A 12809-nucleotide genomic window follows, 5' to 3' on the forward strand; every position below is an offset into this window, starting at 1 on the left:
AAAGTGAACTGAAATAAAAAAGGCCGCGAAATGCGGCCTTATTCATATGCGGTGTCGCTTATTTTTTCATGCGACGACGAAGTGCAAATGGTAAAGCAAGTAGACTTAACCAAGCAAATGAACCAGAATCATCATCTTTTGACTCTTCTTCAGCTTCATCTTCTTCGGTTACATCATCTGCCACATCATTGGTAATGTTGATGTATAGCAGTTGTGCTTCTGATAAGTTGCCTGCGCTATCTTCTGCACGGATCATTAATGTAAGCTTGTCTTCTTCTTCAAAATCGAGCTCTTTGGCTACTGTGATTTCACCTGTAGCACTGATTGCTATCGCGTCAGCATGCTCACCTTCAATGCTAAAGCTAACGACAGGTGTATAATCAGCGTCACCATCAGAGAAAACAAGTTGACCAATCACAGCGCCCACCTCACTGTTTTCAACGATTTCGAATGATTGCTGAACTTCGATTACTGGCGCTTGTTGTTCTGGAACAGGCTCAGCAGATTGGATATCAACAATCACTGGGTCGTGATCAGATGCACGGTATGCATCGTCAGCGTAAAGGCTAGCTTGTTGTGTCGATGATTTATACTCAAGGTTGTAGTCTAGGCTGATTGGCTCATCGGCATTGATATGCCAATCAGTTGCAGCAACAACTTTAGCAAGCATAGATTCAGAGACTAGTGCGTGGTCAAGGCTACCAATGCGGCCAGAGAAGCTATAAGAATAACCTAATGTGTCGCCGTCTAGTTCAGCAACCGCACTCTTCAGACCTTTATCTGCAAATGCACGGATAGGATCTTCCATCGCGTATGCGTTCATATCGCCCACTAGGATGATATCTTCATCTTCAACTTCTGTTGGGTAAGTGGCTAACCAATCAGCATATGCATTTGCACCCGCAACACGGATTTCATTCCAACATGCTTGACCATCGCCTAAGTCAGCATTATTACCTTCAGCGCTACCACAGCCGCCTTTAGATTTTAGGTGGGCAACGGCAACTGTGAAGATTTCTTCGCTTTCAAGAGATTGGAAGCTTTGTGCAATAGGCGGGCGATTGCTGTAATCGAAAGGTTCTACTGTAGTATGAGCAGCCTTACCAACTTCAGAAACTTTATTTGAGCGATAAATCAGTGCTGTCGTGATTGCATCAGTACCAATTTGGTCAACGCCGAAATCAACGAATGCGTAGGTATTTTCTGCATCTTCATCATTAAGTGCAGATACTAGGCTAGCAATGGCGCTATTTTCACCGAAACCGTCATTTTCGATTTCCATTAAGCCAATCACATCAGCATTTATAGCCGTGATTGCGCTAACTAATTTAGCTTCTTGGCGAGTAAACTCTTCTTCGCTATCTGCACCACGGCTAGTTGGGAAGCCTGCACCTTGGCCGTCGCCATTAAAGTAGTTTAATACGTTAAAGCTTGCTACACGTAGATCTGCATCTTCGTTAAGCTCTGGTGCATCTGTACGAGGGTTAGTTGCAGTGAACTCAGGTTGTACTGTAGGGTGAATACGATAACGGTCGAAGCTATAACCCATCACACCGGTAATCGTATTGACAGTATCGCCTAAACGTAATGTGTTATAGGCATCAAGGCCCGTACCTGGGTAAGCAATAGGATCAAGGTTTTGCTTTGTTGAACCATCGTCGATTAAGATTTGTTTTTTCAGGTTTTCAGCTTCAACAGCATTTGCTGCATCGCCTGGAAGCGCTACTTGAGTTCCTTGGTATAAACGCTCAGTACCTAAGTCAACTTCACCATAGCGACCAAGGCCGTAGTTGTTATTAACGACTAAAGGTTGCGCGATGGTTACTAACATACCTTCGTAAGCTTCAAGGTCAGCCACGTCAGTAACTGGTAAAGTGATAGCGGTTGCATCAGTAGATAAACCTGTCGCACAGATCTCAACTTGGCTAACATCGCCTAGTTGTGTTGCGCTGTAGTATTCAGCAACGCTACCTTTAACACGCACATGGTCACCAACTGCAACGTCGGTATCTGCGAAATAAACAAATACACCTTCAGAAGTTAGTGGGTTTGTATCAACATCAGCAGCAAGTGAGCTAATGAAGAAACCTTTTAGTTGATCATCACCTTGGAAGTCAGCTGTAACAACACCTTCAACTTCTACTTCAGTGTTAATAAGCGGGCTGTCGCCGCCTTCACCTTGAATTGCGCTGATTAAGGTTTTTGCTGCACCACACTCAAGGGGAGTGACAGGTTCTGGCTCAGGCGTTGGCTCTGTGCTCTCACCATATTGACCAATATTGCTGAAATCGTCTTGGTCGAATTGCCCCCACTCATCGCTTGGGTTGAACGCAGAGGTTGCATCAGTACGGCCTGTAGTAACAGTTGCTTTACGGCGCAGTGTTTTATTTTGTGTTGAAACGCCGCCTTCATCCCATGCTGAACCTGGATCAACGCCCAGTTGACCAAAGCTATCAACAATTGCACCATCTTTAGTTAGCACTAATGCGTCATCACCGTTGAAGTAAGTGATTGTTGATTCAGTATCTGCATTGGCTTTTAACTCATCAGCAGAGCCCGCATTTACAATAACGTAGGTTGCATTTGCTGCAAGAGTACCGGTTAAAGCTAAGCTGTTATTAGGGTCTGCTAGATCGCCGTTACCATTTGAGTATAAAGAGATGGTGTAACCGTCAAGCGATAGTTCAGCACTCGATGTGTTGTATAGCTCTACCGCTTTATTGTTAGAGCTTCCTTCAACATATTCAGAGATGATTAGGTTGGCAGAAGCAGGCGCGCTCAGGCTTGCAATAACAAGCGCGAGCGGCGTTAATTTTGTATTTATCATTATTTTTCCCGTGTATGTATTATTAAAGTCCCAATATGGGACACAGTACTTTAAGAAAAATCTATGACAAATTAAATACAAAATGTTAATAAAATAGAAATAATGACCTATTTTAAGAACATTTTTTTAAGTTAGTTGTTTTTTAACCATTTTGCAGCTTGTTTTGCAAAATAAGTCAGGATGCCATCGGCGCCAGCGCGCTTAAATGCTAATAATGACTCCATGATTATTGCATCTTCTGCAAGCCAACCGTTATCAATGGCTGCTTTATGCATAGCATATTCACCACTTACTTGATAAGCAAATGTGGGCACACCAAACTCATCTTTTACGCGGCGTACTACATCTAAATATGGCATACCTGGTTTTACCATCACCATGTCTGCACCTTCTTGCAGATCAAGGGCTACTTCACGAATCGCTTCATCAGAGTTGGCAGGGTCCATTTGATAGGTCTTTTTATCGGCACCTTTTAAGTTGCCTGCAGAACCTACCGCATCACGGAATGGGCCATAGTAGCTTGAAGCGTATTTAGCTGAGTAAGCCATGATACGAGTGTGGATATGGCCTTCGGCTTCGAGTGCTTCACGAATTGCACCAATACGTCCATCCATCATGTCTGATGGCGCAACTACATCAGCCCCAGCTTCGGCATGCGATAGCGCTTGTTTAACTAAAATTTCAGTTGTTACATCGTTAATCACATAACCGTCTTCATCGATAATGCCGTCTTGACCATGAACGGTGAATGGGTCAAGTGCAACATCTGTGATCACACCTAGTGTAGGAAAAGCTTCTTTAAGCGCGCGGACAGTGCGTTGTGCTAATGCATCTGGGTTATAGGCTTCTTCAGCAAGTAGAGATTTTTTATCGCTCGGTGTTACCGGGAAAATTGCCACAGCAGGGACACCTAATTCAACAAGCTCTTTTGCTTCTTCAAGTAGTAAATCGATAGAAAGACGCTCAATGCCAGGCATAGACTCAATAGCTTCGCGGCGGTTTTTACCTTCTAACACAAATACAGGAAAAATAAGGTCATTAACAGTTAGTTGGTTTTCAGCCATTAGGCGACGAGAGAAGTCATCACGACGCATGCGGCGCATACGTGTATAAGGGAAAAGGTCGAGTCCTGATTGGGCCATGCTTTGTATACTCCTAGTCTGGTAGAGGATAACTCACTACGCGATTTCGACCTGTTTGCTTGGCATGATATAAGGCTTTGTCGGCATAGTCAGTGAATAAACTTGGGTTATTAATGTCTTCAGCAATTGCGCTGTAAACACCTGCACTCAAAGTAAATTTAATCGTTGTTCCGGCAACTATTATATCAGTATTTTGGGCTGCTTTGCGTATTTGTTCGGCAATTTCTAATGCACCTGTCAGTGGCGTATTAGGCAACAGCACGACAAATTCTTCGCCTCCGTAGCGCGCCACTTCATCAAGAGGTCGTTTCAGGTGCTGTTTAATGACATCGGCAGCTGATTGAATGGTTTGATCACCGGTTAAATGACCGTAGGTGTCATTAATTACTTTGAAATGGTCAATATCTAACATGATGATGGCTAAAGGTGTTTGTTCACGTCGCGAGCGACGAATATCCATTAGTAGCTTTTTATCGAAGTAACGGCGGTTCTTGGTTTTTGTCAGCGCGTCTTCCATATTGAGTTGTTCAAGCTCACGGTTTTTCTCTTCAAGCTCGCGTAATGTCACTTGTAACTCAAAGGTACGCTCCTCTATATTCGCTTCAAGGTCTTGGCGAGCTTGTTCTTGCAGTTCAAGGCGCTCGCGCATTAAAGTATCTTTAGCTTTGCTCTCAGCTAAGGCATTTTGTTGTGCTGCAACTTCAGCATCGCGCTGCATCAAAAACAGTTTTATAACTGCATAGCTTAAACTTAAGCTACAAACCAAAAAGCAAATAAAGGTAAGTGAAAGCACTCCGATATTTAAATTAAACGGGTTAAATACCCCAAGAGCGCTGTAAATAATGGCGCAGAAGAAAGCGAATAGGGCGATTAGAAAAGCGCTACAAGGCTGTTTATACTCACGGTTAAACTGCTTTAGAGCAATGCCTGCAAAGATGATAAGCACCACAGGTAAACTTAATAAGCAAAGTGTAATTGCAATATGAATTGGTAAGAACCACATTATTACGGTGACAAGCACCACAACCCAGGCTAGCCAATACTGAAAGCGATTTAAGCGAGATTTGGCAAAGCCAAATATATAGCTTTGCAATGGCACAAATAACGCACCACAAATGAAAAATAGGCTCGGTATGGTGAGTTGTTGAAACGATGAACCGCTCGGTTGTAAGTAACGATAACCATAGCCATAAAGGTAGGCTAACGACAACCAAAGTAAGGTAAGTAATAACCCTGTGTAGGCGAAATAGCGGCGTCTAGAAAAGCCATAAAGTACTAAATTAGTGAGTGCGAGCGATAAAATAAAACCGACTAATAAGCCGTACAATAAATTGAACTTACTTTTATGTTTTAGGTATTCAGAGGGGCTCCAAAGGCTTAGAGGTACTCTTAGGCCACCGTTGTTTTTAATTTTTAGGTAGATTTCGGAATGACTGGCTTTTGGAATAGTTAATGAGGCTAGCAGCGATTCATTTTTAATTTGCCGATTGGCTAAAGGAACGGCGTCACCTATTTTTGTGTTAAATAACACATGCCCACCTTGCAGGTGAAAGACGCTCACTTCATCGAGTAAAGGGTTATCTATCGATAATATCAGCGGTACATCATCTAATGAGGTGTTTTTTATCGATAGCTTGAGCCACAGAGGCTTTAAAGTCATGCCTAGATTTAAGGTTTCACCTCGGTTTTTCAGCCATTTTACATTAGCATTGCTAAATGCTTGTTGTTGAGTAATAGGATCAAGGGTGTACTCAACATTTAGCGTATGTTGAGACTTAAATTGTGAGCTAACAATAAGTGGGTTAGCCAATAAATAAGGAGTAAATAAAAAAACGAAGAGTACGCCACAAAGTGACCATAGGCGCTTCATCTTAACCCTTTATGGAAAATAATTGCTGAAAGTTTAGTGTAGTTTGTTTTGCCACTTCAGTAAATTCACAGCCTTTTAAATCAGCAATTTGCTGACACACATAAGGAAGGTTCTGAGGTTCATTGCGACGAGACTTCGGTCTTGGTCTAATATTTCTTGGCATTAAAAAAGGCGCATCAGTCTCGATTAACAAGCGTTCTAAAGGGATTGATGGCACTAAGGCTTGTAATTGCTCACCGCGGCGTTCATCGCAGACCCAACCCGTAACACCGATATAAAGCCCCATTGCTAGGTAACTTTGGAGCGCTTTTTCATCCCCCGTAAAACAGTGCAATACGCCTCGTACTTTGAAGTCACTTAAAATTGCGAGCATATCTTCACTAGCATCTCGCTCATGCAAGTAAACTGGCATATTCAGCTGCTCAGCAAGCTGCAGTTGGCGTCTAAAAACGCTACGCTGAACGTCCCGAGGAGAAAAGTCACGATTGTAATCGAGGCCACATTCACCAATAGCAACTACTTCATGGTTTTGGCTAAGCGTTGTTAAGTGTTCTTCAAGGTGTTCGTCGGCGGTTTTTGCATCATGAGGGTGAATTCCTGCAGTGCAAAATTGCTTAAATTTTTTGGCTAGGTTAAGAGAGGCTTGGCTAGTTTGCAGATCGCAGCCAATAAGAAGCAGCTGCGTTACATTTGCCTCAGCGGCACGTTGTAACACAGCTTCATGAATATCATCAAATTGATGATTGCTTAAGTTGACGCCAGCATCAACCAGCGAAATGCTCATTAGTTAGTGCGCTTAACACGAATCGAACGGTTTTGGCCTTCAACTTTTAAAAGGAAAGAATTGAAAACGCCACGTTCAATAACCACAACATCTTGTTTTTTTAGACGTAAGCTATCAGAGCCAACTTGACGCCATTGTTGACCATTATCAAGTTCGATGATGAGCTCACCGTAAGGGGCTTTTTTCACGCTTTTTACACTAGCGCTAATTTGGTCATCGTTTACTTTAGCAACTTCTTTATGCTCTAAACCAAAGTCTTCATTTTTTGTTCTTACGATTTGTTCATTTGTAGCTCCTGCTGCGGCAACAGGTGCTGGGGAAGCAGCTGCAGCTGAGCTTGCAACAGGTTGTTCAATTCGTTTTTTTGTCGCAGGCTTTGATAGTGATTTACCTGCCATCACGTTGTCGTAACAAAGTAAGCGGTTAAAATCATTTTCAACAAAAGTACACGCTTGTAGTGCTTGTAAGTTAACTTCGTTTGCTTGTGCAGTGCCAGTAATCGTTAACAGTGCAACTAATGGAATGAGTTGTTTTTTCATTTATTCCTCTGATTCCTGTTGAGGTTTGGCGGTATAAAATGCAGCCAAAATTAAACCTAATTCAAATAATAACAGCATGGGTAATGCTAGTAATGTTTGTGACAGTACATCAGGAGGTGTTAAGAACATAGCAATTACAAATACACCTACCACGATATAAGGCCGTTTTTCTTTTAAACTTTTCGTTGTTGTTGCGCCACTCCAGCATAACAGCATGATGGCAACAGGTATTTCAAACGCAATACCAAAAGCAAAAAACAGTTTTAAAGCAAAACTCAAATAGCTACTAATATCAGGCGCTAATGTCATCATATCAGGGCCAGTGTTAGTGAAAAACCCTAAAATAATAGGTAACACCACAAAGTAGCAAAAAGCGATACCACTATAAAATAGCAAGATGCTAGAGGCCAAAATTGGCATTAGCATACGCTTTTCATGTTGATATAAGCCAGGTGCTATAAAGCTCCAAACTTGGTGCAGTATCATAGGAATAGCAGCAAATAACGCCACAAATAAGGTGAGTTTAAACGGTGCAAAAAAAGGTGCCGTTACATCCGTTGCGATCATGGTGGCAGTGCTAGGCAAGTTTGCAATAAGTGGTGCTGCAACAAAGCTATATATATCGTTGGCAAAGTACACCAAGGCGATAAATATTAGCAAAATGCTTAACAAAGCTTTCATGAGTCGATTTCGTAACTCAATTAAGTGGCCAACAAAGCCTGTGTGAGCTTGCTCGGTCATAGTTTACTATTCATCATCATTGTTATTGACCACAAAAGCAGAGATTAAATTCACTTTTTTTCGTCATTATTGTTACTTTCTGCTTTTTCAGGCGTGTCTTTTTTGTAACTGTGGGTGACTGACTGAGCAGCCTTTTGAAGTTCGTTTACAGAGTCTTGCAGATCTGGAGATAGTTCTTGCAAGTTTTGTTGCTCTGCTTTTTTTAAGTTTTCGTGAAGCTCATGGATACGGAGTTCTTCGTTCACTTCTGCTTTCACTGAGTTGGCGACTGACTTTAAGGTTTTTACCCAGCGGCTAACCGTGCGAATTGCCACAGGCAAGCGCTCTGGGCCTAATACAATTAGACCCACGATCAGTACGACAACAAGTTCCCACATCCCCATGTTGATTAAGCCTTATGGTCGTCTTTGCTTTTCTCTACGGTTTCTTTGTTTTGCGTGTTAGAAGCTTGTTCTATTTGCTCGCTTTTAGCGCTAGCTTGGTCATCATCAGACACGGCTTTTTTAAAGCCTTTTACTGCGCTACCTAAATCACCGCCGATGCCACGAAGTTTTTTTGTGCCAAATAACAACACGATGATTGCCAAAATAATGATTAATTGCCAAATACTGATACCACCAAAACCCATGGGTTACTCCGTTTTTTCAAATTTATCGAATAGACTTGTCTCGATTATACTCACCAAAACATAAATAGCACTTAGTTTATGCGCTACGCCATGCTGCAATAAAGCCTGCTACAGCAAAGCCTGCGGTAATTGCACTGGCAACTAAGTCATGCTGCAAATAACATAAGCCTGAAACAATCAAGCAGCTGCCAGCAAAGATGCTGAGTAACAAAGGTTTAGCAGATTGCGGCGCTGGCAATTGTACAGGTTGTTGTTGACGCTTTAAGTTTTGATAAATTAAATCAGGTAATTCAGGCATTTTTTCTGCCCAAAATGGCAAGTTCGCATACATTTTTTTCATTACTGCAAGCGGACCAACTTGTTCTTTGACCCAATCTTCTAGAAAAGGTTTAGCGGTTTTCCATAAATCAAGCTGTGGATACAGTTGTCTGCCAAGGCCTTCAACATACAACAGCGTCTTTTGCAGTAACACTAATTGCGGTTGAACTTGCATATTAAAGCGACGAGCCGTATTAAACAGGTTGACTAACACATGGCCAAACGAGATTTCGGCCAGTGGTTTATTGAAAATTGGCTCACACACAGTACGAATGGCAAATTCAAACTCTTCAATGCTGGTATCGGCGGGTACCCAGCCAGAATCAACGTGTAGCTGTGCTACTTGGCGGTAATCACGATTGAAAAAGGCAATAAAGTTTTCTGCTAAATAACGCTTATCTTCACGATTAAGGGTGCCAACAATACCGCAATCAATACCTATGTATTTGGGGTTATGAGGGTTTTCACGAGAAACGAAGATATTACCTGGGTGCATATCAGCGTGGAAGAAGCTATCACGGAATACTTGTGTGAAAAATACTTCAACACCGCGCTCAGCTAGCAGCTGCATATTGGTATTTTGTGCCAGCAATGCTTCGGTATCAGATACTGGAATACCGTAAATGCGCTCCATTACTAATACGTTACTGCGGCTGTAGTCGCTGTAAACAAAAGGAATGTAGAGCGAATCTGAGTCTTCAAAGTTACGGCGTAGCTGAATCGCATTCGCCCCTTCGCGCATTAGGTCGAGCTCATCGAGCAAGGTTTTTTTGTACTCGTTTACTACCTCAATAGGGCGTAAACGTTTGGCTTCTTTTAATAACTTAGCAACTAAGCGTGCGACTTTTTGCATTAGCATTAAGTCGGCATCAATTTGCTCTTTAATGTTAGGGCGAATGACTTTAATCACCACATCTTGTGGTGCGCCATGCTCATCAATTAAGGTTGCCGTGTGAACTTGTGCAATCGAGGCTGATGCTAAAGGTGTTTGCGAAAAATCACTAAACAATTCACTAATATCATTAATACCCAGCGCTTTTTCAATAAGCTGCTGGGCAAGTTCACCTTCAAAAGGCTCAACTTGATCTTGCAGTAGTGCAAGCTCTAATGCGACATCATGAGGGAGTAAATCACGGCGTGTAGAAAGCATTTGGCCAAACTTGATCCACACTGGGCCAAGCTCTTGCAAAGCAAGTCGTAAGCGCATACCTGCAGGTTTATCTTTATGTTGGTCGCGTAACCAAAATAAGCTGCCACGGGCGAGTTTGGCAAACCAAGGCACTCGTTTACGTGGAATTAATTCGTCTAAGCCATAGCTCAGTAGGGTTTTAGTGATGTAATAAAGACGAGCAGACGACACACAAGTTCCTTAGCGCATTAGCGAGACTGTAACAGCGCGTTAATTCGCATCTCTAATTGAGATACTTGGCTTTTTAATTGGCGGTTTTGCTGTTTAAATTCAGCAAGCTCAAGAGGGTGTATGGTCACTGCTAACTCATCTTGGCAAAGCGTTGTTAAGGTGTTTTCTAACTTACTTTTTGTTTGTGAACCACGACGCTTTAAAGCTTGAATAGAGAGCCACAACTGTTGTGCTGGGGCATCGCCAATGTACCGAGAAAAATGTTCTGGCCAATCAATATCAAGCTCAGCAAAGGCATTGCTAAAGCCTTGCGCAAGATTTAAATCGCCTTGTAAGTCGAGCTTATCTTGGCGAATGAGTTGCGTGAGCATTGATGGATCTTTAAGCGCCAACAAGGTGTCGATATCGGCGCTGATCATGCAATCAAAACTACGCTCTTGCGTACTGTATAAGTGAATTTGCTCGTCGCTGTAAACACACAAAATTGACTGTTGCCAATCACGTATCTCAATCAACAGCTGTTTATCAGCAATTGCTGCAAGCTTACCCTTTAACTGAGGGTCTAACTGCAGCAGTTGATTAATGATTCGTTCGACTAGTGATAACAGAGCGTTTGCTAACATCGCGTTACCTACTTAATTTACAGAATTTTTAGTATTTAAAACCACGGTGAAGGGCAACAATACCGCCAGTAAGGTTTTGATAACTGGTTTGTTCAAAACCAGCATCTTCCATCATGCCTTTTAATGTTTCTTGATCTGGATGCATACGGATTGATTCAGCAAGATATTGATAAGACTCGCCATCATTCGCAACCAGCTCACCCATCTTAGGTAAGATATTAAATGAGTAGAAATCGTAGGCTTTACTTAATATTTCTTGTTCTGGTTTTGAGAACTCAAGCACGAGTAAACGGCCACCAGGCTTAAGAATACGATACATTGAACGCAGAGCTTTATCTTTATCGGTCACGTTACGAAGACCAAAGGCAATCGTAATTAAGTCGAAGCTGTTATCAGGAAATGGCAATGCTTCTGCATTCATTTGAACATATTCGATATTGCCAACACGACCTAGGTTACGCAGTTTCTCACGGCCAACTTTCAGCATTGAAGAGTTAATATCGCCTAAGATAACCTGACCGGTTTCACCCACTAGCTGACTAAATTTAGCGGTTAAATCACCTGTACCGCCGGCAAGATCTAATACATAGTGACCTTTGCGAACACCTGAACTTGCAATAGTTTGGCGTTTCCATAAACGATGAATACCGAACGACATAAGATCATTCATTACGTCATACTTTGCAGCGACTGAGTGGAATACATCTGCAACCATTGATGCTTTGTCGTTTTCAGCAACGGTTTTATAGCCAAAATGCGTGGTCTTTTCTTGATTCTCGTTCATGATTAATCTCTATCGTGGCAATAAAGACTAGTGTACTTGATTGTAGCTGTGGGGTGCAATTTGATTATAACTAAATCATCAGATTAGCGTGGCTTTTCATGACTTAGCGCAGTTTTGAACTTTATTGGCCGGCAATAAAACTACTTTGCCCTAGCGACTTGGCTTTAGCGGCTGCTAAAGAGGCTTTACGAGCTAAACTGTTAAAGTCGCCATCGCCTTCATGTTTAGCGATACCTAGGGCTAGGGTGATAGCAGGAAGTTTGGTGCCATTTTTGGAGCTCACAAAGCGCAGCTTTTCTACGCCATTTCGTACTTTTTCGGCAATTAAGTTTGCAGTTTCAGGCTCTATATCAGCAAGTAAGATGGTAAATTCATCTTTACTTGTGCGCCCAGGTAAACCGCTTTCTTGTACGTACTTTTGCACTTGCTTGGCGACTTTACTCAAAATGACTTCACCAATGACATCGCCATAGTTTTCAATAAAATGATTTAAGTTCTCAATGTGAATAGAGATAGCACAAACCGCTTTATTTTGGCCGACCCAGAGTTGGGTTTGTTGATTCAAATAGTGGCGCTTATATAAGCCAGTTTGTTGGTCGGTAATGTGTTGTTTGCGTAATTGAGTGAGTTGTTTTTGAGTTTTTTCTTGCAGCGATTTGGCTTTTGCTATTTCTTGCTTAAATTGACGGTGTTGATTGAGCAGCACTTCTGATTGCTTACTGAGCATTTTTAATGCGTGACGCGTTTGCTCAATATTGTTTTCATCGATTGAATGCACACAGTCACTAACTTGATCAGCAAAGCGCACAATATTTTGTTCGTTATTGCTAGCATTACGTGAAAGAGTGTTAATTACGGAATCAACGTTGCGAACAATGGCGGTTTTCATTTTATGGCCTTGCTCTATAAAATCGAAATAAAGCTGTTCTACATAGACACAATCGATGGTTTTTCTTTGTGCGATGGCACGGTCAATAGCGGCGTTAAGTTTTGGGTCAGACTGGCTGACGTAGGTGTAAACAACTTGGTAGTTAAGTGGTGACGGCGGTAATGCATGATGTTCTAAAAAGATACATACCTTTGTCATTTTTTCTTGAGCAATAGCCATGGGATCATGGAACATCATTTTTCAATACCACTAAATACGCATATCAACCAATTAATCATCTCTTCCGTAAAGTTTATTTGCTTCC

The 12809-nt window shown here is 42.0% G+C and carries 12 protein-coding genes; all 12 read right to left on the reverse strand.

Annotation, left to right across the window (positions count from 1 at the left end; genetic code table 11):
* Positions 1-58: 58 nt before the first annotated feature.
* The 12 genes from EXT43_RS15400 to EXT43_RS15455 all read right to left on the reverse strand — a co-directional run bounded on the left by EXT43_RS15400 (position 59) and on the right by EXT43_RS15455 (position 12724).
* Positions 59-2827 carry an ExeM/NucH family extracellular endonuclease gene (locus EXT43_RS15400; protein ID WP_130167371.1) on the reverse strand — a complete coding sequence of 923 codons (2769 nt, stop codon included), beginning with the start codon at positions 2825-2827 and terminating at the stop codon, positions 59-61.
* Positions 2828-2958: 131 nt separating this feature from the next.
* Complete coding sequence (gene hemB, locus EXT43_RS15405) at positions 2959-3969, reverse strand: porphobilinogen synthase (RefSeq protein ID WP_130167372.1); 1011 nt, start codon at positions 3967-3969, stop codon at positions 2959-2961.
* A 13-nt stretch (positions 3970-3982) separates the two neighbouring features.
* Positions 3983-5839: a diguanylate cyclase gene (locus EXT43_RS15410; protein ID WP_130167373.1), complete on the reverse strand. Its 1857-nt coding sequence runs from the start codon at positions 5837-5839 to the stop codon at positions 3983-3985.
* 1 nt (position 5840) lies between these two features.
* Complete coding sequence (locus EXT43_RS15415) at positions 5841-6623, reverse strand: TatD family hydrolase (RefSeq protein WP_130167374.1); 783 nt, start codon at positions 6621-6623, stop codon at positions 5841-5843.
* Positions 6623-7162, reverse strand: a complete 540-nt coding sequence (locus EXT43_RS15420; RefSeq protein WP_130167375.1) for a hypothetical protein — start codon at positions 7160-7162, stop codon at positions 6623-6625. The genes EXT43_RS15415 and EXT43_RS15420 overlap by 1 nt, the downstream gene beginning before the upstream one ends.
* Entirely contained in the window at positions 7163-7903 is a 741-nt protein-coding gene (gene tatC, locus EXT43_RS15425; protein ID WP_055198578.1) for a twin-arginine translocase subunit TatC, read from the reverse strand.
* 50 nt (positions 7904-7953) lie between these two features.
* Positions 7954-8286, reverse strand: a complete 333-nt coding sequence (gene tatB / locus EXT43_RS15430) for a Sec-independent protein translocase protein TatB (RefSeq protein WP_054562925.1) — start codon at positions 8284-8286, stop codon at positions 7954-7956.
* A gap of 5 nt (positions 8287-8291) precedes the next feature.
* Positions 8292-8531 carry a Sec-independent protein translocase subunit TatA gene (tatA, locus tag EXT43_RS15435; protein WP_054562924.1) on the reverse strand — a complete coding sequence of 80 codons (240 nt, stop codon included), beginning with the start codon at positions 8529-8531 and terminating at the stop codon, positions 8292-8294.
* A gap of 76 nt (positions 8532-8607) precedes the next feature.
* A complete protein-coding gene (ubiB, locus tag EXT43_RS15440) occupies positions 8608-10209 on the reverse strand; it encodes a ubiquinone biosynthesis regulatory protein kinase UbiB (protein WP_130167376.1) in 1602 nt (533 codons plus the stop codon).
* A gap of 17 nt (positions 10210-10226) precedes the next feature.
* Positions 10227-10832: an SCP2 sterol-binding domain-containing protein gene (locus tag EXT43_RS15445; RefSeq protein WP_058586104.1), complete on the reverse strand. Its 606-nt coding sequence runs from the start codon at positions 10830-10832 to the stop codon at positions 10227-10229.
* Positions 10833-10860: 28 nt separating this feature from the next.
* Positions 10861-11616: a bifunctional demethylmenaquinone methyltransferase/2-methoxy-6-polyprenyl-1,4-benzoquinol methylase UbiE gene (gene ubiE, locus EXT43_RS15450; protein ID WP_055020565.1), complete on the reverse strand. Its 756-nt coding sequence runs from the start codon at positions 11614-11616 to the stop codon at positions 10861-10863.
* A 121-nt stretch (positions 11617-11737) separates the two neighbouring features.
* Positions 11738-12724 (reverse strand): GGDEF domain-containing protein, encoded by a 987-nt coding sequence (locus EXT43_RS15455; protein ID WP_130167422.1) that lies wholly within the window; start codon positions 12722-12724, stop codon positions 11738-11740.
* Between the last annotated feature and the right edge of the window lie 85 nt (positions 12725-12809).

It is taken from the genome of Pseudoalteromonas sp. CO109Y, assembly GCF_004208935.1.
GTDB lineage: Bacteria > Pseudomonadota > Gammaproteobacteria > Enterobacterales > Alteromonadaceae > Pseudoalteromonas > Pseudoalteromonas shioyasakiensis.

What these genes read in the sequence shown, in the direction of transcription:
- EXT43_RS15400 (WP_130167371.1), bottom strand. Translation starts at nt 2,827, where the DNA reads ATGATAAATACAAAATTAACGCCGCTCGCGCTTGTTATTGCAAGCCTG.
- hemB (WP_130167372.1), bottom strand. Translation starts at nt 3,969, where the DNA reads ATGGCCCAATCAGGACTCGACCTTTTCCCTTATACACGTATGCGCCGC.
- EXT43_RS15410 (WP_130167373.1), bottom strand. Translation starts at nt 5,839, where the DNA reads ATGAAGCGCCTATGGTCACTTTGTGGCGTACTCTTCGTTTTTTTATTT.
- EXT43_RS15415 (WP_130167374.1), bottom strand. Translation starts at nt 6,623, where the DNA reads ATGAGCATTTCGCTGGTTGATGCTGGCGTCAACTTAAGCAATCATCAA.
- EXT43_RS15420 (WP_130167375.1), bottom strand. Translation starts at nt 7,162, where the DNA reads ATGAAAAAACAACTCATTCCATTAGTTGCACTGTTAACGATTACTGGC.
- tatC (WP_055198578.1), bottom strand. Translation starts at nt 7,903, where the DNA reads ATGACCGAGCAAGCTCACACAGGCTTTGTTGGCCACTTAATTGAGTTA.
- tatB (WP_054562925.1), bottom strand. Translation starts at nt 8,286, where the DNA reads ATGGGGATGTGGGAACTTGTTGTCGTACTGATCGTGGGTCTAATTGTA.
- tatA (WP_054562924.1), bottom strand. Translation starts at nt 8,531, where the DNA reads ATGGGTTTTGGTGGTATCAGTATTTGGCAATTAATCATTATTTTGGCA.
- EXT43_RS15445 (WP_058586104.1), bottom strand. Translation starts at nt 10,832, where the DNA reads ATGTTAGCAAACGCTCTGTTATCACTAGTCGAACGAATCATTAATCAA.
- ubiE (WP_055020565.1), bottom strand. Translation starts at nt 11,616, where the DNA reads ATGAACGAGAATCAAGAAAAGACCACGCATTTTGGCTATAAAACCGTT.
- EXT43_RS15455 (WP_130167422.1), bottom strand. Translation starts at nt 12,724, where the DNA reads ATGGCTATTGCTCAAGAAAAAATGACAAAGGTATGTATCTTTTTAGAA.